The following is a 26,916-nucleotide window of genomic DNA, read 5'->3' on the forward strand; positions in this document are numbered from 1 at the left end:
GATCAGCCACGAAGGTCACTGGAAGTCCTACGAGGAGGCTCTTGCCGCCACAGGAGGACTGAAGTGATCCAAGTGGTTGGGCGTTGGAGCTAGACATCAAGAAAAGCGCAAACGCCCTGATCAGCCACGAAGGTCACTGGAAGTCCTACGAGGAGGCTCTTGCCGCCACAGGAGGACTGAAGTGATCCAAGTGGTTGGGCGTTGGAGCTAGACATCACTTCACCGCAAAATTTTACTTTCTAATCCATTAAAAGAAGGAGCTGATCAAGTCAGCTCCTTCTTTTTTTGAAATTCCTCTCATATATCCTATAGAAAAACGCAATTATTTTATAAGCAATCAATCCTGTCAATCCACCTAATCCATTCAACAATATATCGTCTATATCAAAAATTCGGTTGGCGTAATAGAATTGCAGCAGTTCGATCAAACCGCTCACCCCGAAGGAGATGAAGAACATCTTCCTAAAAGAATCAAGCCATCGGAACATCAATGGCAACAAAAAGCCTAACGGCATGAACAATAGTAGATTACCGATTACATTTTTGAAGATCAGCCAATAGTTCCCGCTTCGCCACATCAATCGGATGCTATCGAGCAGGACCAGATTAAAGGATTTTCCATAAACATAATAGTTGAAGGTGAACAAAGTAGAATAGATCAACACTGCTAAATAACAGATAAACAGGATCGCTCCTATCCATCGCCACTTCATCCGGGCATATTCTCTTGTTGCTTTTTGTATCTGCATAAGATTCTGCTCCTTTGCTCCTACCCTTCACAAAACTAGGAATAGTGTACCATATAAAGAAAGTTTGACATAGCAAAGGTTGAGCTAATACTGAAGAAAGGATGTCTTCAAGTGTAAAAAAACAGGGACTTGCAGTAATAGTCTATGAGCGCTTGACTGTTTTTAGGCTCTAATTCTTCAAGTATTCAGCTAAAAAGAAGCTCGATCCTTTGATTTTACTGTAAATATAGAGGTTAAGCACTAAACTCCATCATCTACAAAAGTGCCTGATTGAACTACAACCAAAAAATAAAACTGCTTCTTCAACATATAAAGAAAACTTGGCAAAGCCAAGCCTTTAGCGCAGGCTGAGCATTAGTTGGTGCTTATATTGAAGAAAGTATTTTATACTTTCTTTAAATGCAAAAAAGGTCACCTTGCTTTAAGCGAGGTACTTTTTACTCACAACATTCGTGCATTGCTACAAACTGCGACCGTATGCATGAATAAAAAGACCTATACCCAAAAGCAAAGTGACCCTTTCATCATAGAACCTTAACTACTATCGATAATGACCGCTCAAAAGCCCTTTCTAAAAATGAACGGAATTCCTCAACTCGAAATTTCGCCCCTTCATCTCAGAGGTTTTCGCCAATGATCAGGTATTTTTCTGGAGTTCATTGAATGTCGCATTTACTTCCCCCCCGATGATGACCATCAGCCCTGAAACATAAAACCAAAGCATCAAGACAATGACCCCGCCAAGACTTCCATAAGTGGCACTAAAATTCGCGAAATTATTGACGTAAAAAGAAAATGCCCAGGATACGAACTGCCAACCCATTGTAGCTATAACAGCTCCGATCCAGACATTCTTCACCCTTAAACGTTTGTTCGGTGCAACAAAATATATAATTGTGATGACACACACAATAACGAGCGTACTAAGTACCCATCTGAGAGCATTCCATATCGCTTCCCAGTGGGGGAGTCCGAGATATCCGAATATGTGGCCGATCATCTGGCCGAAAACCGGAAGAGCCATAGCAACGAATATGATAAGCAGCATGCCGAGCGTCAACATCATCGCAACTGCTCTTGCAACGATGAAATTTCGGCTTTCCTCAACATCATAAGCTTTATTCAAGGCCCTGATTACGGCATTCATGCCATTAGAAGCGGTCCATAGGGTAGCGATGATCCCGACTGAAAGGATCGCTCCACCCTGATTATTGATGATTTCCGTATTCTCTTTGACGATATTCATCAACTCCGGCGGTCCATAGAGTTGTATAAAAGTAAACAATCGATTATGGTCCAAGATTGTCGTAAGGATCGTTACCGTGACAATCAGAAATGGGAAGAGTGACAGCAGAAAATAAAAAGCAAGCTGTGCTGCTAAATCGGTTACACCGTCATCTTGTATCCGTCGGAATAAATCCTTCCAGAATATCTTTTTCGATGGCTGCTTCAATCTTTCCACAACCACTCCCCCCAATCCATAGGCTTATAAGAAGCCACCTTTATCTGTCATTTCTGAACTAAGCTAGGATGCTCGGTTCATGGACCTATTTCTAATATTTATTTTCGTCAAGGTCAGGTATGTCCGTTAATTCCTTCCCAGCTTCTCTCACTTTGCCGGAAACATCCCTCAGCTCTCCGCCAACCTCTTTCATGCTGGAATACGTCTCGACAGAATGCTGGCGAACTTCGTCAACTTTCTGGATGACTTCTCTCACTTCACGGGATAAATCATTCAACGCTTTTGATGTAGTGTCCATCGTATGCTTTACAGTCTCCATGATGACCGATGGATCTTCCCTTACTGTCCTGTATAGGGATGTTGTCTGGTCCTTTATTCTTGCTGATCTTGTCTGGACATTTTTTCGTGTGTTCTTATCGATCAACGCTGCCATTCCTCCGACAGCCGCACCGATCAGGATTCCTTTCCAAAGGAAAGAGCCCTCTTTCTTTTGATTCATACTAACTGGTACGGCTTGGTTTACTTTTTGTTGATCTTGTGTGTATACAGATTGAGCCATAAATGATCTCTCCTTTTTTTATTGTTGAATAATAGTTAATTTCCCCTGTTCTTGAAAAACCAAAACATCTGGAGAAAATTGTTTAGAGAATTTTTTGGCAGGGAATGAAAAATTATAAATATAAAACTAAAAATCAAAAGGAGGAAGAGGCATATGTCATTTATTTGGACCTTGATCATAGGCGGAATCATCGGTTGGTTAGCGGGCATTATCATCGGACGGGATGTACCTGGAGGCATCATCGGAAATGTCATTGCCGGTATTATCGGGGCATGGCTCGGTACATTACTACTCGGTTCATGGGGACCTTCTCTTGGAGGTCTGGCATTAATACCGGCGCTGATCGGTGCCATTATTGTCGTCCTCTTACTGAGTATGATCATGAAACGGACAAGAAGGCCGAGTCGACATCATTGATCAAAAAAAATTCATAGCGAGATCGGCTCATCAAAAGAGCCGGTCTCTTTTCATTTTGTGTTTGATAAAATGTTCACAGCCGATTGTGACCAGGTTGAATGCTTCATTAAAATTCCCCGTCAAGTAAGGATCCGGTATATCGACCTCTTTTTGATCGGCAACATAATCAAGGAGCCTTGCGATTGTACCTGTCTGACGCATTCCAGCCAGACGATGCAATTCACCAACAGTTTCAGCATCCATGGCAAGGATGAAATCAAATGTCTCCAGTTCCTCTACTCTGACCTGCCTGCTTTCTTTTTGATCAAAGGGAATTTTTTTATCGGTTAAAAATTGAACCGTTTCTTCATGGGGAAATTCACCCACATGCCAATCTCTCGCGGCTGCTGTATCAACTTCAATCTGATGCCCCTCAATCTTGCACTTTTCCTTTAAAACCGCTTCCGCAATCGGAGCTCGGCATATTCCGCCAAGAGAAACAAATAGGACCTTCATCCTTTACACTTCCCCTTCTCTGAATTCATATTAGTTATTGTATGAAAAATCGATTTTTTATGAGGTTGTCCAACATTTTCTTATAAGTTAAAAGGCATGTTTCCCTCTTGTGTAGAATATTAAAATAGTAACCATATATAGATAGGAGGACAAACACAATGACGCAGTTTGAAGATTTTTTAGGGCAAGTGAGTGGTTGGGTATGGGGTCCCTGGCTCCTCGTATTACTCGTCGGGACTGGTATTTTCCTGACATTCCGACTCAGCTTCTTACAGTTTTCATTATTACCTTATTCCTTAAAACTTGCTTTTTCCAAAAAGCAGGACAAAAAGTCTGAAGGAGATATTTCACACTTCCAGGCCCTGATGACAGCATTAGCAGCTACGATCGGTACAGGTAATATCGCCGGGGTTGCAACGGCTGTATTCATCGGCGGACCAGGCGCCGTCCTCTGGATGTGGCTCAGTGCTCTGTTCGGTATGGCGACAAAGTATGCCGAAGCGATTTTAGCTGTAAAATACCGAGTCAAAAACAAGAATGGGGAAATGTCCGGCGGTCCGATGTACTACTTGGACAAAGGATTGAATGCAAAGTGGCTTGGTGTCTTGTTTGCCTTTTTCGGTGCCTTTGCCGCATTCGGAATTGGGAACATGGTCCAATCCAATTCTGTTGCAGATGCAGTCCAGACGACTTTCAATGTTCCTGGCTGGGCGACAGGCTTGATCTTGATGGTCTTGACTGGTCTCGTCATCCTTGGTGGTATCAAGAGTATAGGCCGTGTTGTTGCTTACTTGGTTCCATTCATGGCTCTCTTTTATGTCGTCGGTGGGCTTGTGATCTTATTCATGAACCTTGATCTCGTCCCCGGTGCCGTCGGCTTGATCTTCAGTGATGCCTTTACAGGAGAAGCTGTTGCTGGTGGTGCACTAGGTGCAGTCATTCGTTGGGGTGTGGCTCGTGGAGTGTTCTCGAACGAAGCTGGTTTAGGTTCAGCGCCGATTGCGGCGGCTGCTGCAAAAACGGACTTCCCGGCACGCCAGGCACTGGTATCGATGACACAGGTATTCATCGATACGATCGTTGTCTGTTCGATCACTGGAATCACGCTCGTCATGGGTGATATGTATCAAGGTGATCTGAATGGTGCCGCACTTACAACAGAAACATTCAGAAGCTTCCTTGGCGCACCAGGTGCCTTTATCGTAACGATCGGTATCATCCTTTTTGCATATTCGACTGTTTTAGGATGGTCTTATTACGGGGAAAAATGTTTTTCGTACCTTTTTGGAGACAATTCAGTGAAGTATTATAGATTATTGTTTGTGATAGCAGTCTTTGTCGGGACAACTGTTTCTCTCAATGTTGTCTGGGCACTTGCGGATATCTTCAACGGTTTGATGGCGATCCCGAACTTGATCGGACTTCTCGGCCTATCGGGTGTGGTCGTTGCCGAAACGAAGAGATTCCTTGCTGTGAAAAAACAAGAACAAAAGCAAACCTCACAATCAGCATAAGATAAATGGAGAAGACCCAATGGGCGTAAATGCCTTTTGGGTCTTTTTTATGGTTCCATATGCCAATCACCGATAAAAATTGGATTTGCTCCGATAAATTCCAGATTTGCACCGGAAAAATCCGAATTTGCACCGATAAAATCCGGATTTGCTACCAAATATCCAAACTCCCGAAAATGGAAAGACGCACCCCACTGGATGAGTCCTTCCTATAATCAACCTTCGATTACTTTTACATAGTAGTTGCGTGTCCGAGGTCCATCAAATTCACAGAAATAGATACCTTGCCATGTTCCAAGGATCGGTTTCCCATCCTCTATGATCACTATTTGTGAGCTTCCCACCGTACTCGCTTTCAAATGAGATGCAGAATTCCCTTCAGCGTGTCTATATTTTTCATGTTCCCAAGGATAGACTTCATTCAACCTCATCAACATATCATGCTTCACATCGGGATCCGCATTTTCGTTAATGGTGATTCCTGCAGTTGTATGGGCGCAATAGATATAAGCAACCCCATTGGTAATCCCGCTTTTTTTGATCAGGTCCTTTACCGTGGACGTCACGTCAAGCATATCATCATGGCTATTTGTTTGGATGGACTGTTTATAGAGCATCGTTACCTCCTCATGCTTTTCGTAATCTTCTTCCATTTCGCTTTCTCTTCCAGCTTTGCTTTCTGATCATTCTTCCGCTCCAGATAAGCAAGTTCGCGTTGTAATTTTTTATAGGACGCATACCTTTCTGCCGTCAATTCACCAGTGTCAATCGCTGTTTTTACCGCGCATCCTGGTTCGTTCTCATGCTGACAGTCCCTGAACTTGCACACGTCAGCAAGTGCCTCCACATCCCGGAAGCTTTCGGATAACCCATCATTCGTATTCCACAATTGAAGCTCTCTCATACCAGGTGTGTCAATCATTGATCCCCCCTGTGGCAAAAGGAACAGTTCCCTGTGGGTCGTTGTATGCTTCCCTTTATCATCGCCCTCACGGATTTCTTTCACCTTCTGTATATCTGACCCGTATAACCGGTTCACCATGGTCGATTTCCCTGCACCTGACGAACCGAGCAATGCCACTGTTTTACCTTCCGAAAGATAAGGTGTGAGCTCATCAATCCCCTCGCCTGTTTCAGAGCTTATGATATGGACTGGAAGACCGATAGCCACTGTTTCTACATCATTTACCCGTTCCTGGATATTTTCACACAAATCCGCTTTACTTAGCACGATTACCGGGTTAGCTCCGCTTTCCCATGCCATCAATAGGTATCGCTCAATCCTTCTGACATTGAAATCCTTATTAAGTGCATTTACTAGAAACACTGTATCGATATTCGTTGCGATGATCTGTTCTTCTGTTGTCACACCAGCAATCTTCCTGGAAAATTTACTGGTTCTCTGCAGGATGGCATGAATTGTGGCTGCCCGATCATTTTCTCGGATCTGACACATGACCCAATCACCCACCGCCGGATAATCTTCACGCTCGGTAGCTTCAAAATTCATTTTACCAGATATGGAGCCGAGGATTTCACCATGTTTTGTCAACAAGGTGTACATTCCCTTATGCTCTAACGCAACTCTACCCGGCTCATAACCTTTATTTATCCATTCGTTTGCTTGTTCAATACGTTCCTCATTAAATCCTAATTGTTGTAAATTCAATTCGATTTCCTCCTATTTTTAAAAGAACATCATAATAAAAAAAACCACCGGAAAAAATCACCCGATGGTTTGTTCAAACGATATAAAAAACCACAGGCCGTGCACAGCCCATGGATCTGTTCATTAATAATAGAAAGAAATCGATAATAACCGAGTAACGATCACTGCCTAAAAGCGTCACGTCCTGTGACAACGGCAGTACTAGCACGTCATGTGCGTCGAAAATTCACCGCTAATCATTTGGTTACTTGTTTAATTTCCTTAAACAGGGGCTGTGCATCATATACAATTGGTGAATAGTCCATCTCGATGAATTTGTACATAATACAAAACCTCCTTCAAATCCGTTAATCTGTTTCCATTATATGCTACCCATTTAAGAATGTAAATATTATTTACTGAATGCTTCAACAAATTGTATGATGGCCGGTCCTAATAGGACGATGAACAAACTTGGGAAAATGAACAATACAAGCGGGAAAAGCATTTTGACCGGTGCTTTCATCGCTTCTTGTTCAGCACGCTGTTTTCGTTGATCGCGTACTTCTTCAGATTGAACACGCAAGACATTGACCATCCCGATTCCGAGCTTTTCAGCCTGTAAAATACTGCTGATCAGGATGTTGATTTCATCTACCGTCAGCCGCTCCCTCACTCCACGAAGTGCTTCCCGCCGTGTTTTTCCTAACCGGATTTCTTCTAGACATCGGTGGAACTCAGTCGATAAGACCCCTTCTTTTTTCGAAACGACCTTACTGAGAGCGCCGTCAAAACCGAGTCCCGCTTCAAGACTGACCGTCAGAAGATCCAAAACATCCGGAAGCTCGCGTAAGGCAGATTGTGAACGAGCTTTCTTTTTACTTTTCAAATAATAAGGAGGAAGGATGATTGCAACCAGCATTGCAAATGACACCGACAGAATGATGCCACCCAATTCAAACCCTGATAATGCTCCCCATCCCCCAGCTAAAAATGGGATGATCAAGATCAGACCGAGCTGGATGAGGCGATACTCAAACGTCGTCATACCGAATGGGTTTCCTGCTTGAAGTAATTTTACTTCAAGCCTGGCTTGTTTCTCCCCCTGCATCTTTTTCTTGAATCCTCTGCGGAAATCTTTCCAAAGCGGGCCCAGCAAACGTACGTGTAACGGTTTTGCTGTGGCATCATTTTCATCTTCCTCAGCTTCAGCTTTTTTACCGACAAAAGCATCCAGTCGCCGTTTGACCGGTTCTTTTTTCTCGCTACGATAAACGTAAATGGAATAAAGAAATAACGTAACCGCAGCGAAGAAACTGATATATATCATCTCTTTACACCTCAATCGTGGTTACTTTTCTAATTAATATAAATCCGATAATTCCAGAAATAAGACCAGCCGCAAGTAGGCCCATACCAATGATATGCGTGAACAATGTACCGATGTACTCCGGTTCGATCAGATAAAGAACCAATCCTAAAATGAGCGGGAGTAATCCGATGACGATACCAGAAAGCTTCCCCTGTGCGGTAAGCGTACTGATCTGTCTCTGGATTTTCGTTCGATCACGGATGGTTTGGACGATTTTATCAAGGACCGTCGCTAAATTACCTCCGACCTGCCTTTGAATCAAGATCGCCTGGATCATAAGTTCCAAATCTTCACTTGGCATCCGCTCATATAATTCATTCAATGAATCCTCAAGTGAACTGCCGTATTGCATTTCCTTCAACACAAAACCGATTTCACTGCTGATCGGGTCATCCGCTTCTTCGACAACGGTTTGCAGCGCCTGCGGAAAACTGAATCCTGCACGTAAGGAGCCTACCACCGTCGAAATCATATCCGCTAGTCCATCATTGAACTTTTGAATCCGTTTCTTTTCCTTTTTCTTGATCCACATGATCGGCAGCATATAGCCTCCTGCAGCACCGATGATCAGCATCAGAATACTGCCCGATATAAGGAAAAGAAATCCCGCAGCTAATGCGGTTGAAATCCACCGGAACAGGATGAACTCCTCCGGCTTCAATGGAACCCCGGCTCTACGTAGCATGCTTTCAAGCTTTTTGCTCTTCTTTTTCGAGACCTTCGAGCGCAGTCGCTGCTTCGATAACTGGAGCTCTAGAAATAGGTTGAATTTTTTCCGTTCAAGCTTTGATTTGTTATAGCTCGAAAGATAATAATTCATCCGCTTGATCATACGTTTGTCTGAAAGAAATGTCATGTGAAAAATAGCGTAAAAGAATAAAAAGGAAGTGAAGGATGCCAACACGATTAAATAATAATGCATCAGCCCCAGTCCTCCTCAGATACAAAGACACTTGGAGGAATATCCAAACCGGATCTCTCCAACAGGTCATAAAATTTCGGCCGTACACCCGTCGGTACCAATCTGCCTTTGATTTTCCCTTCTGCATCAATACCATCCTGTTGATATTCAAAAATGTCCTGCAAGACGATGACATCTCCTTCAAGGCCCTGGACTTCGGTGATCTTCGTGATTTTTCTCGTACCATCCTTCAATCGGGACTGCTGGATGATCAGATCGATTGCTCCTGAAATCTGTTCTCGAATCGCTTTTACCGGAAGTTCCACCCCAGCAAGCAATACCATTGTCTCAAGACGGGAAATCATATCCCGCGGGCTGTTCGAGTGACCCGTCGCTAAGGAGCCGTCATGACCTGTGTTCATCGCCTGGAGCATATCGAGAGCCTCAGCCCCACGAACCTCCCCGATAACAATCCGATCAGGACGCATACGTAATGAATTCCGTACAAGATCACGAATCGCAATTTGCCCTTTTCCTTCTATATTAGGAGGACGCGATTCAAGCGATATGACGTGTGGCTGCGCGAGCTGTAATTCCGCTGCATCCTCAATCGTGACAATCCGTTCATCATCAAAAATGAAGGAAGATAGGACATTTAGTGTGGTCGTCTTACCTGAGCCGGTTCCACCAGAAACAAAAATATTGAGCCTCGCTTTTACGCATGCTTCAATGAAGGTTGCCATTTCACGAGTCAACGTACCGAAAGAAATAAGGTCATCAATCTTGAAAGGGTCTGCTGCAAACTTTCGGATCGTAAGCGTTGGTCCGTTTAATGCCAGCGGTGGGATAATTGCGTTCACACGGGAACCGTCCGGCAAACGTGCGTCTACCATTGGGGAACTTTCATCAATCCGTCTGCCGAGCGGTGAAACAATCTTTTCGATGATGTTCATGACGTGTTCATCATCCCGAAAACGGATGCCCGTCAACATCAGCTTTCCTTTCCGTTCGATATACACCATTCCCGGCCCGTTGACCATCACTTCCGTCACTTCTGGATCCATAAGCAGTGGGTTGATCGGTCCGAATCCAGTCAAATCATGAGTAAGTTCTTCGACAACCTTCTTCCGATCGATTGCTCCCCGGAATTGCTCATCCTCTTTGATGATCTCAACCGCCATCGCATCCAAGTTTGGAATGATTGTTTCAACATCATCGTTGCTATTCATTTCTTCTAATATTTTTTTATGTAAACGATTTTTCAGTTCTTGATGCTTATTAAACTTCTGCTGCTCTTTTTCTTGTACTTTAACATCCTTCACTTGTATCTTTTGCGGGCGGAAGCTGGAGACGATGTCAGGTTTTGGGCTGGTTGGTTCGCTCTGAACTTCTACTTGCTCACCATTATTGATCTTTTCCTGGTTTTTCGCTTTGACCTTTTGAAGTAGACTCACGCTTTTCCCTCCTTGCTACGTTTAGACCTTTGGAATATTTTAGAAAGGAATGAAGGCTCAGCAGATTCATAGACTTTAATTTCCCGTCTTGAGGTAAGCTGTTCTGCTATCTTCATGACTGCCTTCGCAAGTTCGGTCTTTCCCTGGTTCACCACAAAAGGGATTCCGATATTCAATGATTGGGAAGCGATTTGAAAATCATTCGGGATATACTGAAGCTCAGGGTCTTCTAGAATATCCGGTACATCTGAAGCACTGATGACACTCTCCATCGTCGATCGATTCACTACTGTTGTCACTTTGGTATTCAGCTCGATTGCGTCAAGCGTCTCCAACATCAACTTCGTATTTTTCAAAGTCGACATTTCTAAATTAGTCAGCATCAGGATCTGATCTGCCTTTTCAAGTAAAGGCAGTGTCTGTTCCTGTAACCCTACCCCTGTGTCAACCACAACATAATCGAACTGCGAAAGCATGAGATCGAGAATCTTGCTAATATTCTCCTTCGTCACAAGCTCTGAGTACTCCGGCCGGTCTGGAGCTGAAAGGACACGGACCCCGCTTTCATGTCTGCTGAAATAGCTTTCGAGTGTTACTTCATCAAGATCATCGATATCCTCGATGACATCCTTCACCGTAAAGGCCGATTGCAAGTCCATGGCAAGCCCGACATCCCCAAACATATAATCGCCATCCAGCACCCCGACTTTTATGCTTTTTTTACATAAAGCAACGGCCAAGTTGACCGTCATGATTGTACGGCCAACTCCACCTTTAGCGCTGCATACAGCAATCATTTCTCCGCGCTTTCTTTTTTGTATCCCAGTATGCTCATTTTTTTCACTGGTGTTAGTTGTCATCCGAAGCAGCCTCCTCTTCAGCCTTGACCCTGCTTCTAAGTGCGATGTGTAATGGTCCTGATTCTGTCGCGTTTGCTAGTTTCACAGCTTCATTAGGCATCACTTCAAGCGTAACAGAAGTATATTCGACGAACTCTTCACCTTCAGTCGTTTCAACCATGCGTCGTCCAACCGCTAGGACTGTTACATTCTCGACTACGATCTTTGAAACTAGTTTGTCCCCTTCTTTCACTGTGTTGATGACATCCACTTGGTCTTCAGGCTCAAGCAAATTCGATACAGATTGAGGCAAATTCACCCCGACCGAAACTGCTCGAAAACCATCACGGATCTTTCGAGAAACGAACAGCTCTTCCTCTTTTGAGGTTTGAAGATGATTCGTCAACATCGCTTCGCCCTGTGCAATATCCGCTGTAGAAAATTGTCCTACAGCAGTATCCAGGTTTGTGATTGTATTCGAGTGGATTCCTTCCTCAGGTATGAGCTTGAGTTCTAGCATATCCTTCGTAATCGATATATTCCGCTTGATCTCTTGAGCTGCCACAACAACCTCTATCTTATTTTTATTAGCTACCGTCTGCGCATCGTATTGCTTCATATAATTGAAAAAAAGCACCGTCGTGATGATCCCCATGATGACCGCTAACGTTAATACAAGTTTTGACCTCACTATGTTCACCTACTCTGTTAGTCTGATTGCAAAAGCTCCGAAATTTTCAATCGTATTATCGATAAAACCGGTGTCTGTTTGTCTGACAAACATCCCTGTAATTTCTGTACTGTTACCATCCATCGGTTCGGTAATATAAAAATGAGCGAACCCCACTACTTGGATCTTTTTCATCTGGTTTTGAGTGTGTTCATAAGGTACATAAATCGGGATTAACAAAATCCTTCCGCAATCACGAGGATTCGCCCCAGCTCTCATCTCTTCCTCTGTCACTGTACATTCGTTGACAAGATCGTTCACAACGCTTCTTGTTTTACCTGCAACGTTTCCGGTTTCTGTTTCAATAATATCCTCATATCCAACTGGATCTTGGTATCCATTTCTCAAGTTTTCCTCATAAGTTTTTGCACCAGATCCGCCAAGAGCAAGGAGCCCGAATACACCTGTATCATTTTCATGGGGACCTACTTTCAATTTATACTCATGGAATAATTGAGGATTGACATTCCTATCGATTCCAAGTGGTGCTACACCGATCGCTTCACCCATCGTCCCGATTTCAGCTGCAGCATGAACCTTAACAGGAACAGACTCTTTTCCGAATAGGGTAGAAAAATAAAGGGGAACCTCTTTTATCAGATCGACACCAACTTTATCTTCCAGCTCGATTTTCATGTCTTCCAGACTATCCAGTTCGGCATGCTCTGTAAGTACCTTGTTGACAACGCTGCGAACATCATCCTCATTGGCTGTCAATTCTTGCGCTCCTGATAGGACTGCTCCATTCGCAACCTTCTGCAGATGGCTTTTCGTCATGAATAAGGAGCCACCATCAATGACAAGACCCATGATCGCGATTAAGGCTAACATTGCCAGTCCGGTCAGAACGATCGTACTACCAGCTTCTTCTCTTAGTACTTTCAATTTTTTCTTCATAATAACTTGCCCCCTCACTCCACTCTGATGGTAGAATCCGTTTTCACTAAGACTGGTGAAGGCAGTATTTTTGACATTAAGGGTGTAAGATAATCTATCGGATACTCGAGTGTGACCGTCATATAGTCACCCGAATCCCTTGTCGAGTCATTGGGTGAGATGTTGACCTGTAAATTCGAAGAGTCCCCGACATGGATATAATCGCGTGCAAATTCGGTAATAGCAGCATCATCACGCCCTAAACCGCCCAGACGGACACTCTCCTGTGTCGCCAATTGAAGATGCATATATGTATACATGATTCTTCCGAAATCAAAAATCCCCATCAAAATAAGTAACAGCAATGGTAAAACGAGTGCCATTTCCACCATGGATTGGCCTTTTTCATTTTTGATCATGAAATCCACGCCTTCCCGACAAAACTAAGAATTGCTCCCCCAGCAATCGCTACTCCATATGGATAGGTCGCTTTCATTGAATCCTTTGTTAAAGCTAACGGTACCTTTAGACCGTTCTTTTTCCCATATAGCCAGTGGAAGTAATATTTCAATCGTTTGAAAGCCCCGCCACTGAAAACCAGGATACCAAGTGCGAGTACGCCGCCAAGCAGTGCCATATAAATGGAAGTATTCAAAACGAATGCTGGGCCTTTCAACGCTCCGACCAACGCAAGCAGCTTTACATCCCCAGCTCCCATTCCCCCCATGAAATAAGGGATTAACAGAATACCATAACCAGTAAGAAAGCCAAGAAAAGATACCCCAAAGCCCGACAAACCACTAATAATAAAATGTAAACTAAAAGAAAGTATAAGTGCAGGGAAAATCACCTTATTATAGATCAGCCGTTTCCTCACATCGGTAATGACGCAGATGACTAGTACAATAACTAAGATTATATTGAACAACATGTTGAAAACTCCTCACCTTTTCTTTAAAAACGGCCTTACGTATGATAACGTAAGGCCAAAAATTCACATCTTTATTCTGTAGGATCCGGTCTACCTTGAATTGCTGTAACAGCATCGTTAAACATGTCTACAATTTCACCACGTAAGACCACTAATGCCGCCACGGCTGCTACTGCAATAAACCCCAGTACCAATCCATACTCAGTCATTCCTTGTCCTTGTTCTTCTGTGATAAGTGCTTTTAATTTTTCCATTATGATACTCGCTCCTTCAGATTTTTGATTTGGACGGTTTGTCCAGGTTGAATTTTCGTCTTGTGGATGATTCCTGCTGGTATCTCGATGACAGACGTAGTCCCTTTATGGTGTTTTCCAAATTCTCCGGGACGGACGTAGCTTTCCGCAGCAATGATTTCATACTGATCATTGAGGTAAAGTACGTCGATTTCGTATTTCATAAAATACGTGTGGATCGATCGACAGGGCTGTAAGTGGATGGCATAACCTTCGGGAAATGATGAAGTAAACATAAGTCCTTTTAATCTTTTGAAAAATGAATATGCGGGGACGACTTTCTCCGCAATGACGATCCCATTCGTCAGGTTAATCAGCTCCACTGTTCCACCTCCTCCTTTAACAAAAAATACCCTGACTTTACCGAAAGCAGGGTACATGCGCAAAACAAAAACACCCCTTTGATCTTTCGGTAACTGGCTGGCTTAGTGCAAGTGCACCTTAGCCCCTGTAGTTTTGCGCCGCTGGTTTTCACCAGTTTTGCCTTTATCGAAATTCAGCGATGCTTGTCGTTGAATCCGATATTTTGTAACTTCATCATACAAAATGGAAAAAATTATCACATCGGTCAATATTATTAAATTTTTCTGAACATTTTGTGGACACTTGTTACTAAAGTGAAAAAATAAGCAATACTTTAGTTTGTTTTTAAATGTCATTTATTGGAACCCCTTAAACGTTAACTAGGCATTTGGATTCATTTTCAAACCTTTCACTTAAAAGTTTTTAAAATTGAACGATATAAATTCTTATATACCTTAAAATGTGACCCCCATATACTTTATACCTAAACTTTTTTCCTGGTACTAAAGATTATTTTATTATTTTTTACTTAAAAGTGTTCTAGTCAGGAAGAATTAAAATCAATCATTCATTCGGGACTTACAGCTTTTATATAAAGTAAAAAAACTCCCCGTTAAGGGAGAGTCAATTCATAATTACGGAATATCAAGTGCATCCTTCGTTTCATCAATATTCGACTCTTCTTTCAACATCAGCATCATTAATAATTCATCATAATAATACCCGTTAATTTTAAGCGAACGCCTTTCTAATCCGTATTCATTAAAGCCAAGTTTCTCATAAGATCGGATCGCTGAACTGTTTTCCGACATCACTGTCAGGAGGATCTGTTCAAGGTCTTCTATTTTTCTAGCCTCTTCAACCAAATACTGAAGAAGCTTGAATCCGATACCGTTCCTTTGAACGTGCTTTGCGACGTACACCCCTACGATATCGCCTTTATGCTTCGTTTTGTTTTTTTCCCTCTGCAAAAAAGTTCCGATCCCAACGAGTTCACCGCCGTATAATGCCCCAGCGGTAAAATGTGTATCCGGATTTTGTCCTCTTAACCGGTCAGCTACTTGTTCTGCTTTACGTTCAATCTCTTCTTCATAAGAAGATGCGAAGGCTTCAGGAAATTTTACAAGCCCTTCTAACCTGAGTGTAAAATAATCTTCTGCATCTTCTGGTGTAAGCTTTCTGATTTCTATCATGTTGTCCTCCTCTTCTCTTTCATTCGTTGATCTTTACAGCTGTACCGTATGCTACGATTTCAGAGGCATTGGCCATGACAGAAGAAGTTTGCAAACGACAGGCTACGATTGCATTGGCCCCTTTCGCATTTGCATCCTCTACCATTCTCGAAATCGCGATCTTACGTGCCTGTTCCATCATTTCGTTGTATTCCCTTATTTCGCCTCCGATGATGGTTTTCAAACCAGCCAAAATGTCTTTGCCGACATGCTTCGCTTGAATCGTGCTCCCTTTGACGAATCCTTTCAATTCGATAACCTCTTTGCCCGGAACTGTATCAGTAGTCACGATAATCATTGTTTTTTTCCTCCTCTTTTTCTTTTATCCGTTCAATGACTGTAAGGATGAATAGCGCTAGGATGGCGATTCCATAAATGATGAACAATAGGATTGAAACCCATAAGTTGAAGAATAAGAAAACGATTGCTGCCCCTTGCAAGAAAACCGTCAATAACAATATGAACGATTTGTATTTTCCCATTTTTCACCTCTTCAAAGACAAGCATTTATGAATTCGTTTTTTCACCCTTTCAGGTAAAGGTTGATTGAAAGCCCTCTCTAATAAGAAGGGACTCTCAACACCATATTCCTTCCAATAAGATTCGATAAGGTCGGCTTTTTCCCCTTTTTTCGGAATCAATTGATAGAGGATGAACCAATCCTCCAGCGATGTGTATGGAGTATGAAAGTGGTCATAGGTGATGCTTTGTTGATCCAGAATCAACTCATAAATACCTGAATCATTTTCCAACGCAAATCCTGCCATGAAGTCGACTGACGTACTGCCCATTTGATAGGTTTTGAAGGATTTCGTTTTAAAAGGGGCTTTTCTCTCAGTTGGGACCTCCTCTGCAATACGATCCATTACATCTATCGCTTTTTTGGCGTCCTCTATTCGAATCATCAAATCGATATCATTCGGTTGGATACCCAGCCCATTTTTATAAAGAACATGTGAGCCGCCGATCCCCCAGAAAATGCCTTCTTTATTCAATGCATTTGCAACTCTCTCTATGACAAACTTTTGCATTTACTCACTCCTTACCGATTTGTAACGAATCGTTTATACCGCTTTTACAAAACACTGCTAAACTGACCTCGAATAAATTACAGGAGGTTACTGAAATATGCACTGGTCCAAAAGGCTTTTCTTTTTCATGTTAGCTATTTCCATAATAATACCGGTGACAGCAAATGCTGTTGAAGGTCCTTTAAATACGACTGGCAAACAGGATGGCGGAATCGGTGATACGACAATTTATCTTGATGAGGTGCCGAACATTGCCATCGATCCGAAGGTGAATGACATCATCTATCCTCTTTTTGCAACCCCATCCATCAAAAAGAAAGGACAAACCCTGACCATAAAAATGGATAGCCAAGGGAAAGAGGCAGGTAACTGGAGTGTAAAGCTTAAACCGACGAACCATTCGGCTTTTATTGATTCCTACGAATTACCTATCGAGAAGGTTTCAACTGGTGATTCCCATTGGAAAGAGAGTGCGACCATCCATGATGTGACCGTGAAAATACCTGAAAATACACCTGAAGAACTTTACGATCTACAAGTCGCATATACTGCCAATGGACAACGAAAAACAGATAAGCAGCCCCATTCAGTAAAGGTAGTCGAAGAATTCAAAAAGGATTTCACTTTCCTGCATCTCACGGATACCCACATCGGCTCACCTCGTAACCTAGGTGACCATGACGATCCATCATCTGTAGATCCTGGTCGATTGAAAGAGGCAGGCATGTGGGACCCTGATCCTGAAAAACGCTGGCTCTATCTTCAAAAAGCAATCAAAGAGGTCAATATGAAGAATCCCGATTTCGTGGTTGTCACAGGCGATCTTATGTATGGACAAATGAATCCGCAAGAATACATCTATGAATATGAAGAAACGTATAAAATGCTTCAAAAACTGGATGTACCTGTATATCTCGTACCAGGAAATCACGACTATTACGCGCAGGACGCCACACTCGCTGATGGGGCAAAATACTGGGAGCAATACTTCGGCCCGCAGTACTTTTCCTTTGATTATGGTCCTTATGCCCATTTCATCGGCTATAACTCCTTCGATTGGCATAAATTTGACCGAAGCGGCCATGGAACAGTCTCCGTTCCTACTTGGGGCGGACAGATCCGGGAAAAGCAACTCGAATGGGTAAAAGAAGATTTGGAAAAGAACGCAGCAACAGCACAAGCTGGACAAATCAAAGGATTGTTCTCCCACCACAATCCACTATGGCGTGACCGTGACATCTGGCCGAAGGCTGATCCTGAAGTCAAAGAATACTGGAAGCAATACGATGCGCAGCATAATCCGCAAAATCTACAAACCTTGATCCTTGGAGAAAAGCTCGGTATCAAGTATGATCAGCAATGGCATGGTGAAAATGCGCATGAATTGATCGATATCATGAAACAATACAATGTGGATCTCAGCTTGCACGGGCATACACATATCGATGATGTAACTCAACAGGATGGGATCCTTTATACCACGACAACTGCTATTGAGCTTTCTGGAAGGCCATGGGTAGGTTTCCGTCCGTTCCAAGTGAAGGATGGGAAAATTACAGATTATAATTATGAAGAGGATGGTCACTCAGTACCAGTATATCAAAACGGGGATACCGAAAGCGGCATCATGTCCCTGGAGTCGAAGTATTCAAATCCGAATGACGGTACTGCCTCAGAACAACAGATCAGCATCACGAACCGATTGAAAAAAGATATGACGGTCACCATTCCTATCTACCTAGTTAAGGGTGATTATGATGTCTCAACGGGAGAAGTGAAACAGGATGTGACTTCCGGCAATAAGCAATACCTGGAAGTTGAACTGACCATCCCAGCGAACAGTACAAAGACGACTACAGCCAATTAAACTACACCCCATGCTCCCGGGAATCTACCCGGGAGTTTCTTTATGTCGAAAATTAACGTATCATTTTCTATTGACATTTTAAACAGAATGATTTAAGTTTTGTATATAGGAAACATTTTTATAATCAGGCATATATTATGACTGTCACTAATAGTCATTTTTATTTTTTGAGAAAAAGTTGCACGCGTACAACTTTTATTTATAGGGTTAACGTTGTTAGTTACGTACACAAGCAACAGAGCATATAAAGAATAAAAGAACGAAAGATTGTGAAATGAAAGGAGTGTGCAGAATGTCAAATGCCTTATCCGTTAAAAACTTGAACGTATCCTACCTCGGTAATGTCGCATTGACAAACGTATCGTTCCAAGTAGATGAAGGAGCTCTTGTCGGGATCATCGGCCCGAATGGTGCTGGGAAATCGACGTTGATCAAAGCAATGATGGGGCTTATCCCTTCAGAAACTGGTAAAGTGGAAATCCTCGGGAAACCGATTAGAAAAATTCGGAAGAAAATCGCTTATGTGCCGCAACGGAATGATATCGATTGGGACTTCCCAATCCATGTCATCGATGCTGTGATGATCGGGACTTACCCACACCTTGGCTTATTCAAGCGCCCTAAGAAGCAGGAACGTGAATGGGCTTATCAATGCTTGGAGCGTGTCGGTATGCAGGACTACAGCAAACGCCAGATCGGTGAGCTTTCAGGAGGGCAGCAGCAACGTGTTTTTTTAGCAAGGGCATTGGCCCAAAATGCAGACATCTTCTTTTTGGATGAACCGTTTGTCGGTGTCGATGTTTCCAGTGAAAACACGATCATGCAAATATTAAAAGAACTGCAGAAAGAAGGAAAAACAACGCTTGTCGTCCACCATGACCTCAGTAAAGCCAATGTTTACTTTGATGAATTGATTTTATTGAATAAAGAGTTGATCGCAAAAGGTGAAGTAACGGATGTACTGGAGGTCAATACGATCCAGAAGGCGTATGGGAACCCCCTCGCATTCATGAAGAACGAAATAGGAGTGAAGCAAGCATGAACTTCATTGAAGCCATCATCCACTATGAATTTTTACAGAAAGCGTTGATCACTTCCGTCATGGTCGGGATCATCTGCGGTGTCATCGGCTGCTTCATCATCCTGAGAGGCATGGCTTTGATGGGAGATGCCATTTCTCATGCGGTACTTCCAGGAGTGGCCCTATCCTATATGCTCGGTATCAACTTTTTTTTCGGGGCTGTCATTACCGGAGTTCTTACTGCAATCGGGATCGGTTTTGTGAGCCAAAACAGCCGCCTGAAGAATGATACAGCGATCGGGATCTTGTTTACGTTCGCCTTTGCTGCCGGGATTATACTGATCACCTTTATGAAGAGCAGTACAGACTTGTATCATATTCTTTTCGGAAACGTACTCGCCGTACGGCCTTCAGACATGTGGATCACGTTGATCATCGGCATCCTTGTTATCGCAGGAGTTTATTTCTTTTACAAGGAACTGCTCGTCACTTCCTTTGATCCGACGATGGCTTCTGCATATGGACTATCGACGAAATTGGTCCATTATCTATTGATGACAATGCTCACGATGGTGACTGTCGCTTCCTTGCAAACGGTAGGGATCGTGCTCGTCGTTGCCATGCTCATCACACCTGCCGCAACGGCTTACCTGTTGACCGATCGCCTATGGGTGATGATCTACCTCGCTTCAGGATTCGGGGTCGTCGCCTCAGTCATCGGGTTGTATTTCAGCTTTATGTATAACCTTTCATCTGGAGCTACAATCGTACTCGTATCAACACTATTGTTCATCGCAGTGTTCTTGTTCTCACCAAGACACGGATTTATTCGGAAAGTCATCAAATCAAGAAAAAGAGCTTCGCTAGCAAACTAGAGAGGGGAACAGGAAAAAATGTTTAAGAAAATGTATCTTTTATTTATTGGGGTGTTGATGACACTATTGCTTGCCGCATGTGGTGGTAATGAGGATGCCCAAGGGAACAGTGAAAAACTTCAAGTCGTGACGACATACTCGATTCTGCAGGATATGGTTAAAAACGTCGGCGGTGATAAGGTTGAAGTCCACAGTATGGTTAAAATCGGGGCAAACCCGCATGAATACGAGCCCCTTCCTGAAGATCTCAAGAAAACCGCTGATGCGGATGCTGTCTTTTACAATGGTCTGAATCTTGAAGCAGGAAATTCATGGTTTGAAAAATTGCTCGGTACAACGGGTAAAGACGGTGAAGATGCTCCCGTATTCCGCCTTAGTGAAGGTGTTGAACCAAAATACTTAACGTCAAAGGGCAAGGAGGGTGAAGAGGACCCTCATGCGTGGCTCGATGTCTCAAACGGAATCAAATATGTTGAAAATGTAAGAGATGGACTGATCAAGGTCGATCCGGAAAATAAAGAAACGTACGAAAAAAATGCAGCGGAATATATCAGCAAATTGAAAGGTCTGCATGAAGACGCAAAAAACAGTTTTAATGAGATCCCTAAAGAGAAGCGTTACCTGATCACGAGTGAAGGTGCTTTCAAATATTTCAGTGACGCGTACGATATCGAATCGGGATATATTTGGGAGATCAACGCTGAAAACCAAGGCTCACCAGATCAGATCCGACAAGTTGTCGATTTGATCAAAGAAAAGGATATCAAAGTTCTGTTCCTCGAAACGAGTATTGACGCTCGCAGCATGGAAGCCGTATCTCGTGAAACCGGGGTTCCGATCGGAGGCAAAGTATTCACGGACTCTCTCGGAAAACCTGGGGGAGACGGTGACACCTACATTGATATGATGAAATGGAACATCGACACGATCAGGGAACAACTGAATAAACATTAGAACAGATACGTTTGCAGGGATGACTCGCATTGGAGTCATCCTTTTTATGTAACGACGGGACACCGACACCGCTTAAAACACCATATCCTACAGAAATAGAGGACACCAAAGACCTTATTTACGGTAGATCACTGTAAGACAGCGTCTTTTTACCGAAATAACGTAACAGATGTCCTCTAATAACCCATTTTCGAATAACTTTGGCTTTCTTAAAAAATAGGGCTTTTACCGGGTCTCTTCATTCCTTCAAATATCCACTTTCCACTGCATCTTCAATGATAGCTTGTGCATATTCCCAAAGTGCCTCTGAACCTTCCGCGATTGTTCCATTTCGTTTCATAACCTGCTCTTTGATGATATTATGCTTTTTCCAAGCAACGCCTTCAGTCGCGAAGTTGAGAAGCATCGGGTGCAATCGGTCCAAGGCGGCTGCAAATCTTGCCTCTGGAGACTCCCTCTCCTCAAATTCTCTCCAAAGCGCATAGATCATGTCCGCTTGATCATCTGGTAAAATCGAGAAGATGCGCTCTGCTGCCTGCTCTTCCCTTTCTTCCTTATCTTCATATCCCTTTTCATCATACGCAAAGGTGTCCCCTGCGTCGATTTCGACTAAGTCATGAATGAGCAGCATCTTGATGACATGCAAGGTGTCAATACCCTTCTCGTTCGCGTACTCATCTAAAATCAGCGCCATCACCGCTAAATGCCACGAATGTTCAGCATCATTCTCTTGCCGGTCTCCACCTGTAATATGAGTCTGTCTCAAAATATTTTTCAACTTATCGATTTCAATGATGAACCCCATCTGTTGCTGCAAACGATTGATATCCAAAACCGTTTCCCCCTTGTCTCTCATTTACACTTTTAAATTATACACAAAGATGCTTGCAATGAGAAAAGACATCGAGGTATTGATCACGGTCATTTGCATCGAATTTCGTGTTTTTATAGCGGAGAATCCCCTCTTTGTCCACAAGAAAGACCGATCGTTTTGCTGTCTGCTTCTCCTCGTCCAATACACCATAATCCCTTACTGTTTTTTTGAACCAATCTGACAAAAGCGGATAAGGCAACGTTCCAAGGCTTGCAGCAAAAACATTGTGAGCGTAGATATGATCAACACTGATGGCAAGAAGCTCGGTGTCAGTATTCTGAAATTCTTTGAAATCCTCTTTCCAAGAGGTGATTTCCTTAATTCATCCAGGGGTGAAATCCAACGGGTAAAACGCGACTAAGACATGCTTCTTCCCTTTGAATTGAGATAAGCTGATTTTTTCACCGGTCGTCGAAGACAGATTGAAATCCGGTGCAGCTTGCCCAACTTCCAATGGTGTGCCCATTCGATAGAACCTCCTTTTTAAACAACGTTACCTTTAAAGTATCCCTATTATTCACAGCTCTAAACATTTGATTTTATGTTCGTACAGGACATTGGACCCTCCTCCAAAGTACTAAACGCCAAGAATAAATCGTCTAAATATAGAATGAAAATTTTGTGAAGGAAAGTGAATGGAGATGAGCATTAAATTGATCAAGATCTCCGCAGTCTACTTAGGGATTGGCGTCCTGACAGGGATGTACATTTTTTCGGTTTATCGACATCTTTCAATATAGGTCATTTCGACTCAAATTGTTGAAATACCGTGTCTTCAGAAACCTTATACAGCTCTTTACCCGCAATCTTGTTGATGATCTTTTGGTTACGGACCACAGATAAGCCAAGATTAGTCGCACCAGCTCCATGGGAATGTTCCAAATTAGTCAATGTAAAAACATGATTCGGGCGATCATCCTTAAATTCCAGACAATAATCGTATAAGACTTTATACCGTTTTTCATCCTCCCACTCGATTTCATCCCTGAATTGTTCAAACCACTCAGGCAAATGCGGCTTGTACCCGGTGGCTAGTACGACTTTTCTCGATAAATGGCCAAACGATTCTTCCTTTTGCCATTGGTGACAGGTTAATTCATAACCGGGCCCCTCACTATTGGGCCTAATCTTATTCACTTCAGTAAGCGGTTGGATACGAACCTTGTTGGCATTTTGATCAACAGAACGATGATACAGAAGATCATATATTTGCTTCAATGTTTCCGGGTCGATCCCTTTTCGGAGCTGGTCGAGCGTCGAAAGTGCATCCTTTCGATCCTCAAAAGGCAGCTGATGGAAGTATGCAATATAATCGGGGGAAAAAACCTCTTGACCTAGTTTTGCCGATTCGAGCTGCATGAATCCTGCAGACCTCGTATACCACGTCAGTTCATAGCCTTTTTTGTCTTGATCAAGCAACAGTTCGTAAAACACTTCTGCAGCACTTTGACCGGAACCGACTACCGTGATTGATTCGGATTCTTTCGCCTCATTTTCGTAAAAACGGTACTGGCTTGAGTGAAAAACATCTTCAGAAGAACATCCATCCGTCTCCATTGGAATCATCGGCACACTTCCGGTTCCGATGACAATATGGCGTGCATGGAATTTCTCGAGCGCCTGCGTTTCCGAATCATTCACATGAACTTTATATACTTCCTCATCCTTAATGTACTCCACATCCACCACTCTTTTTTCAAAAACGCAGTTGTCTAATTCCGATGCTACCCATGCTCCATAATCACTATATTCCCGTCTGGGGATATCAAAACGGTTGAAGAAGTAAAATTTAAAAAGTCGATTCTTTTCATGAAGGAAATTTAAAAATGAATAAGGGCTCTTCGGATCAGCCAATGTGACGAGATCGGCAAGGAACGGGACTTGAAGATCAGACCCCTCAAGCAGCATACCCGGATGCCATTCGAACTTTGAGGTCTGATCAAAAAACAAAGCGTCAATCTCGTCGAACGGATCGACTAAAGCGGCTAAACTTAAATTGAATGGACCAATCCCGATTCCGATCAGATCATAAATTTTTTTATCACGCATCATCCCACGTCCTTTACCTTAGCTATTACCGTAACATCAGGCCAGATTGATCAAACATTTGATTGAACTGAAAAACTTTGTTGTCAAGCAGGATTCCTTGCTTTGAACAAACGTTTGATTCAGCTCTTGCAAATCGTGTCGATGTTAGGATTCGTGCCACAAAATATGTGCATTTTATATTTTCACTTAATGAAAAGAGCGTAAACCAAAAAATGATCGACACCCCTCAGGGCGCCGATCATCAAATTTTTTATTCTTCAGCCAGAGCATCGTTATCTTCTGATTCTTCATTTTCTGTTCCCGAATCTTCAGGCGTGTAACCTTCGTTGTAAGCTTTTACAATCTCACCAACAATTTCAACATTAATATGGCCGCTGTTGAGGTTCGGAACAACGACTGAAAATGCAATTTCAGGGTTGTCATATGGGGCATATCCAATGAAAGTCAAGTTGTAAGCTCCTGGTCCACCCTGCCTTTGAGCTGTCCCTGTCTTACCAGCAATTTTGGTACCATTAAGCTCTCGAGCAGTTCCTCTCGAGCCATGTGTTACCATATAGAACCCATCTTTTATGCGATTAATTTCTTCTTCCGTATTGTCAATACGGTTGATCACTTCTGTATCATATTTTGAGACAAGCGGGCCGAGCTCATCCATACCTGTTGAATAGCGAACTTCCTTTAATAAGTGTGGTTGAATCCGATATCCTCCGTTAGCAATTGTAGAAGCATATTGTGCCATCTGGATTGGTGTATACGTATCAAATTGTCCAATCGTATAGTCAAACAACTTTCCTGCCTCAGAGGTTTGCAAATTCCCTTCATAACCAAGTGCCTCTCCTGGAAGATCAATCCCTGTTTTCACACCCATACCTACAGAACTATAGACATCTCGTAATTTTTGAATGGTTTGAAAATACTTTGGCCGTTTATTTACACTTGCCGAGTAATGCCCACCATTATCCGAAATTCCAAACCCTGCATGTCGTGCAACTCCGACACCCATATAGACATTGGATGACTGCTCCAGGGCCTTTATGTCATTAACGACACCAATATTGTTTCCGCCATATGAACTGAAAGGAGCTCTACCTCTCATATGGACAGGTTTGTCATTAATAACAGGTGCTCCACCCATTTGGTACATGGCAAGTACTGTTGCTCCTTTTACAGTAGATCCCATTTCAAAGGCTTTCTGTAATGTCGCATAGGAATCATCTGTAAACTTACCGTTTTCCAATTCCCTTCCTACCATGGCGAGAACTTCACCGGTATTCGGGTCCATCATGACAACATATGCGCTGTTGACGGGACCATCTCCTCGGCTGCGTGCCACTGAGATTTTTTCCTCGAGAATTTTACCGACCTTTTTTTGCAGATTCATATCTATGGATAGAACAAGGTCATGCCCGCGGCTTCCCATTGAGACTTCAGGCGCCCCGATCGGTTTACCGTCCTTCGTAGTCGTGAAAGTGTATGTTTTGTCTTGTCCGCTTAGAATGCCTTCATATTGGGCTTCCAAGTAACTCGTACCGACTAAATTGTTCCTTGCATATCCTTTTAGCAGATAATGGTCAAGTTGATCCGCTGGAATGGATTTAATACTTCCAAAGAAAAACTCATTCCCTTTAGGATAGGCACGTGTAGCTGTTGACGCGATACTGAAACGTCCATCCAATTCACCTAAATGCTCCCCGATGACAGCCATCTCTTTTTCTGAAAGGCCTTTCTTCACAAAAGTGACATCCAAGTTTGTTGCACTATCAAGCTCACGTTTGACAGCAAGGATCTCTTCTTCTTTTTTATCCTCTTTTAAAGGTCTAAGGTCCTCTTCGGTGATCCGATCTCGAACTCTTTTGTATTTTTTATCGTCTTCTAATTCCTTTGAATTCAGTTCTTTTTCTGACAGTTTCATTTCATATGCCCGGAAACCTCCAGCTGATGTCTTACCTTGTTTCAGGATCCAATAATCCTGCCAGTCCCGTTTAGTTATTTTATTTGTCGGCATTTCAATCAACGCTGCGATTTTTTCTGCATATTTGAGATGTTCTTCAGCAGTCGTTCCTTGAATACGTATATATGTCAATGCAAATGATGGCATGTTTGTGACTACAACTTCTCCATTTCGATCAAACATTTTTCCGCGTTCAGTCTGGACGGATGCTTCAATATTCGTTGTCATTTCCGACTGTGTTCTGAAATACTCCCCGTTTACGATTTGCACGAACCCTAACCTGATAATCAGTATTGTAAACAAAATAAATACAACCATGAAAAGCAGGTTGAGCCTTGCCGGGAGGAATTTCTTTTTTTTCTTTTTGTTCTCGATGTTATCCAACCTTTACTCCCCTTTTAAAACAATGTTCTAGTTCTATTATAGACCCTTTTGGATGGTAAATGTTGCACTTTTTCATCATTTTTTTACAGTAGTAGTACAGAAAATGAAGATTGAATCTTTAGTCCTAGACAAAAA

The 26,916-nt window shown here is 42.8% G+C and carries 30 protein-coding genes and 1 riboswitch; of the genes, 6 read left to right on the plus strand and 24 right to left on the minus strand.

Annotated features, from left to right (window positions below):
- Positions 1 to 269: 269 nt before the first annotated feature.
- The 3 genes from L1611_RS16050 to L1611_RS16060 form a co-directional block, all read right to left on the minus strand.
- Positions 270 to 749, minus strand: a complete 480-nt coding sequence (locus tag L1611_RS16050; RefSeq protein ID WP_236314736.1) for a VanZ family protein — start codon at positions 747 to 749, stop codon at positions 270 to 272.
- 637 nt (positions 750 to 1,386) lie between these two features.
- On the minus strand, positions 1,387 to 2,211 hold the full coding sequence (locus L1611_RS16055; protein ID WP_236314737.1) for a YihY/virulence factor BrkB family protein: 825 nt from the start codon (positions 2,209 to 2,211) through the stop codon (positions 1,387 to 1,389).
- 91 nt (positions 2,212 to 2,302) lie between these two features.
- A complete protein-coding gene (locus tag L1611_RS16060) occupies positions 2,303 to 2,770 on the minus strand; it encodes a YtxH domain-containing protein (protein WP_236314738.1) in 468 nt (155 codons plus the stop codon).
- Positions 2,771 to 2,923: 153 nt separating this feature from the next.
- Between L1611_RS16060 and L1611_RS16065 the strand changes: the two genes are divergently transcribed.
- Complete coding sequence (locus L1611_RS16065) at positions 2,924 to 3,187, plus strand: GlsB/YeaQ/YmgE family stress response membrane protein (protein WP_236314739.1); 264 nt, start codon at positions 2,924 to 2,926, stop codon at positions 3,185 to 3,187.
- Between the two features lie 30 nt (positions 3,188 to 3,217).
- On the opposite strand, the gene L1611_RS16070 is transcribed toward L1611_RS16065, so the two are convergent.
- Positions 3,218 to 3,682, minus strand: a complete 465-nt coding sequence (locus L1611_RS16070) for a low molecular weight protein-tyrosine-phosphatase (RefSeq protein WP_236314740.1) — start codon at positions 3,680 to 3,682, stop codon at positions 3,218 to 3,220.
- A 158-nt stretch (positions 3,683 to 3,840) separates the two neighbouring features.
- Here L1611_RS16070 and L1611_RS16075 point away from each other — a divergent pair, with 158 nt between their 5' ends.
- Entirely contained in the window at positions 3,841 to 5,196 is a 1,356-nt protein-coding gene (locus L1611_RS16075) for an alanine/glycine:cation symporter family protein (protein WP_236314741.1), read from the plus strand.
- A 215-nt stretch (positions 5,197 to 5,411) separates the two neighbouring features.
- Here the strand turns inward: L1611_RS16075 and L1611_RS16080 are convergent, their stop codons facing one another.
- From L1611_RS16080 to L1611_RS16155, 16 genes are all read right to left on the minus strand, one after another.
- Positions 5,412 to 5,849 carry a secondary thiamine-phosphate synthase enzyme YjbQ gene (locus L1611_RS16080; RefSeq protein ID WP_225066014.1) on the minus strand — a complete coding sequence of 146 codons (438 nt, stop codon included), beginning with the start codon at positions 5,847 to 5,849 and terminating at the stop codon, positions 5,412 to 5,414.
- Positions 5,816 to 6,865, minus strand: coding sequence for a ribosome small subunit-dependent GTPase A (gene rsgA / locus L1611_RS16085; protein ID WP_236314742.1), 1,050 nt, complete (start codon positions 6,863 to 6,865; stop codon positions 5,816 to 5,818). The genes L1611_RS16080 and rsgA overlap by 34 nt, the downstream gene beginning before the upstream one ends.
- A 391-nt stretch (positions 6,866 to 7,256) precedes the next feature.
- Positions 7,257 to 8,174: a type II secretion system F family protein gene (locus tag L1611_RS16090; RefSeq protein WP_236314743.1), complete on the minus strand. Its 918-nt coding sequence runs from the start codon at positions 8,172 to 8,174 to the stop codon at positions 7,257 to 7,259.
- A 4-nt stretch (positions 8,175 to 8,178) separates the two neighbouring features.
- Positions 8,179 to 9,138, minus strand: a complete 960-nt coding sequence (locus L1611_RS16095) for a type II secretion system F family protein (protein ID WP_236314744.1) — start codon at positions 9,136 to 9,138, stop codon at positions 8,179 to 8,181.
- Positions 9,138 to 10,571, minus strand: coding sequence for a TadA family conjugal transfer-associated ATPase (locus tag L1611_RS16100; protein ID WP_236314745.1), 1,434 nt, complete (start codon positions 10,569 to 10,571; stop codon positions 9,138 to 9,140). Before L1611_RS16100 ends, L1611_RS16095 begins: the two co-directional genes overlap by 1 nt.
- Entirely contained in the window at positions 10,568 to 11,431 is an 864-nt protein-coding gene (locus L1611_RS16105) for a CpaE/TadZ family protein (RefSeq protein WP_236314746.1), read from the minus strand. The genes L1611_RS16100 and L1611_RS16105 overlap by 4 nt, the downstream gene beginning before the upstream one ends.
- Positions 11,421 to 12,101 (minus strand): Flp pilus assembly protein CpaB, encoded by a 681-nt coding sequence (gene cpaB, locus L1611_RS16110; protein WP_236314747.1) that lies wholly within the window; start codon positions 12,099 to 12,101, stop codon positions 11,421 to 11,423. Before cpaB ends, L1611_RS16105 begins: the two co-directional genes overlap by 11 nt.
- Before the next feature lie 9 nt (positions 12,102 to 12,110).
- Positions 12,111 to 13,037 carry a Tad domain-containing protein gene (locus tag L1611_RS16115; RefSeq protein WP_236314748.1) on the minus strand — a complete coding sequence of 309 codons (927 nt, stop codon included), beginning with the start codon at positions 13,035 to 13,037 and terminating at the stop codon, positions 12,111 to 12,113.
- A 14-nt stretch (positions 13,038 to 13,051) separates the two neighbouring features.
- Complete coding sequence (locus L1611_RS16120; protein ID WP_236314749.1) at positions 13,052 to 13,435, minus strand: TadE/TadG family type IV pilus assembly protein; 384 nt, start codon at positions 13,433 to 13,435, stop codon at positions 13,052 to 13,054.
- Positions 13,432 to 13,947: an A24 family peptidase gene (locus L1611_RS16125; RefSeq protein WP_236314750.1), complete on the minus strand. Its 516-nt coding sequence runs from the start codon at positions 13,945 to 13,947 to the stop codon at positions 13,432 to 13,434. The genes L1611_RS16120 and L1611_RS16125 overlap by 4 nt, the downstream gene beginning before the upstream one ends.
- 71 nt (positions 13,948 to 14,018) lie before the next feature.
- Positions 14,019 to 14,204 (minus strand): Flp family type IVb pilin, encoded by a 186-nt coding sequence (locus tag L1611_RS16130; protein ID WP_236314953.1) that lies wholly within the window; start codon positions 14,202 to 14,204, stop codon positions 14,019 to 14,021.
- On the minus strand, positions 14,201 to 14,563 hold the full coding sequence (locus L1611_RS16135; protein WP_236314751.1) for a DUF192 domain-containing protein: 363 nt from the start codon (positions 14,561 to 14,563) through the stop codon (positions 14,201 to 14,203). Before L1611_RS16135 ends, L1611_RS16130 begins: the two co-directional genes overlap by 4 nt.
- Before the next feature lie 85 nt (positions 14,564 to 14,648).
- Positions 14,649 to 14,735, minus strand: a riboswitch (cyclic di-GMP riboswitch).
- 443 nt (positions 14,736 to 15,178) lie between these two features.
- Positions 15,179 to 15,736, minus strand: a complete 558-nt coding sequence (locus L1611_RS16140) for a GNAT family N-acetyltransferase (RefSeq protein ID WP_236314752.1) — start codon at positions 15,734 to 15,736, stop codon at positions 15,179 to 15,181.
- A 19-nt stretch (positions 15,737 to 15,755) separates the two neighbouring features.
- Positions 15,756 to 16,073: a YbjQ family protein gene (locus L1611_RS16145; protein WP_236314753.1), complete on the minus strand. Its 318-nt coding sequence runs from the start codon at positions 16,071 to 16,073 to the stop codon at positions 15,756 to 15,758.
- Positions 16,054 to 16,257 (minus strand): hypothetical protein, encoded by a 204-nt coding sequence (locus tag L1611_RS16150; RefSeq protein ID WP_236314754.1) that lies wholly within the window; start codon positions 16,255 to 16,257, stop codon positions 16,054 to 16,056. Before L1611_RS16150 ends, L1611_RS16145 begins: the two co-directional genes overlap by 20 nt.
- Before the next feature lie 3 nt (positions 16,258 to 16,260).
- The gene (locus L1611_RS16155; RefSeq protein WP_236314755.1) at positions 16,261 to 16,806 is read right to left on the minus strand and encodes a nucleotidyltransferase family protein; all 546 of its coding nucleotides are present in this window, start codon (positions 16,804 to 16,806) and stop codon (positions 16,261 to 16,263) included.
- 97 nt (positions 16,807 to 16,903) lie between these two features.
- Between L1611_RS16155 and L1611_RS16160 the strand changes: the two genes are divergently transcribed.
- The 4 genes from L1611_RS16160 (at position 16,904) to L1611_RS16175 (ending at position 21,523) form a co-directional block, all read left to right on the plus strand.
- Positions 16,904 to 18,673 carry a metallophosphoesterase family protein gene (locus tag L1611_RS16160; RefSeq protein ID WP_236314756.1) on the plus strand — a complete coding sequence of 590 codons (1,770 nt, stop codon included), beginning with the start codon at positions 16,904 to 16,906 and terminating at the stop codon, positions 18,671 to 18,673.
- 292 nt (positions 18,674 to 18,965) lie between these two features.
- On the plus strand, positions 18,966 to 19,715 hold the full coding sequence (locus tag L1611_RS16165; protein ID WP_236314757.1) for a metal ABC transporter ATP-binding protein: 750 nt from the start codon (positions 18,966 to 18,968) through the stop codon (positions 19,713 to 19,715).
- Positions 19,712 to 20,569: a metal ABC transporter permease gene (locus tag L1611_RS16170; protein WP_236314758.1), complete on the plus strand. Its 858-nt coding sequence runs from the start codon at positions 19,712 to 19,714 to the stop codon at positions 20,567 to 20,569. Before L1611_RS16165 ends, L1611_RS16170 begins: the two co-directional genes overlap by 4 nt.
- Positions 20,570 to 20,587: 18 nt before the next feature.
- A complete protein-coding gene (locus L1611_RS16175) occupies positions 20,588 to 21,523 on the plus strand; it encodes a metal ABC transporter substrate-binding protein (RefSeq protein ID WP_322972566.1) in 936 nt (311 codons plus the stop codon).
- A gap of 238 nt (positions 21,524 to 21,761) precedes the next feature.
- On the opposite strand, the gene L1611_RS16180 is transcribed toward L1611_RS16175, so the two are convergent.
- The 4 genes from L1611_RS16180 to L1611_RS16195 form a co-directional block, all read right to left on the minus strand.
- Positions 21,762 to 22,355: an HD domain-containing protein gene (locus tag L1611_RS16180; protein ID WP_322972567.1), complete on the minus strand. Its 594-nt coding sequence runs from the start codon at positions 22,353 to 22,355 to the stop codon at positions 21,762 to 21,764.
- A 37-nt stretch (positions 22,356 to 22,392) separates the two neighbouring features.
- Entirely contained in the window at positions 22,393 to 22,863 is a 471-nt protein-coding gene (locus tag L1611_RS16185) for a redoxin domain-containing protein (protein ID WP_236314759.1), read from the minus strand.
- 275 nt (positions 22,864 to 23,138) lie between these two features.
- Positions 23,139 to 24,446 carry a lysine N(6)-hydroxylase/L-ornithine N(5)-oxygenase family protein gene (locus L1611_RS16190; RefSeq protein WP_236314760.1) on the minus strand — a complete coding sequence of 436 codons (1,308 nt, stop codon included), beginning with the start codon at positions 24,444 to 24,446 and terminating at the stop codon, positions 23,139 to 23,141.
- 250 nt (positions 24,447 to 24,696) lie between these two features.
- The gene (locus L1611_RS16195; protein WP_236314761.1) at positions 24,697 to 26,781 is read right to left on the minus strand and encodes a peptidoglycan D,D-transpeptidase FtsI family protein; all 2,085 of its coding nucleotides are present in this window, start codon (positions 26,779 to 26,781) and stop codon (positions 24,697 to 24,699) included.
- Between the last annotated feature and the right edge of the window lie 135 nt (positions 26,782 to 26,916).

Origin of the sequence: Pseudalkalibacillus salsuginis (genome assembly GCF_021646685.1) — a bacterium.
Taxonomy (GTDB): domain Bacteria; phylum Bacillota; class Bacilli; order Bacillales; family Fictibacillaceae; genus Pseudalkalibacillus; species Pseudalkalibacillus salsuginis.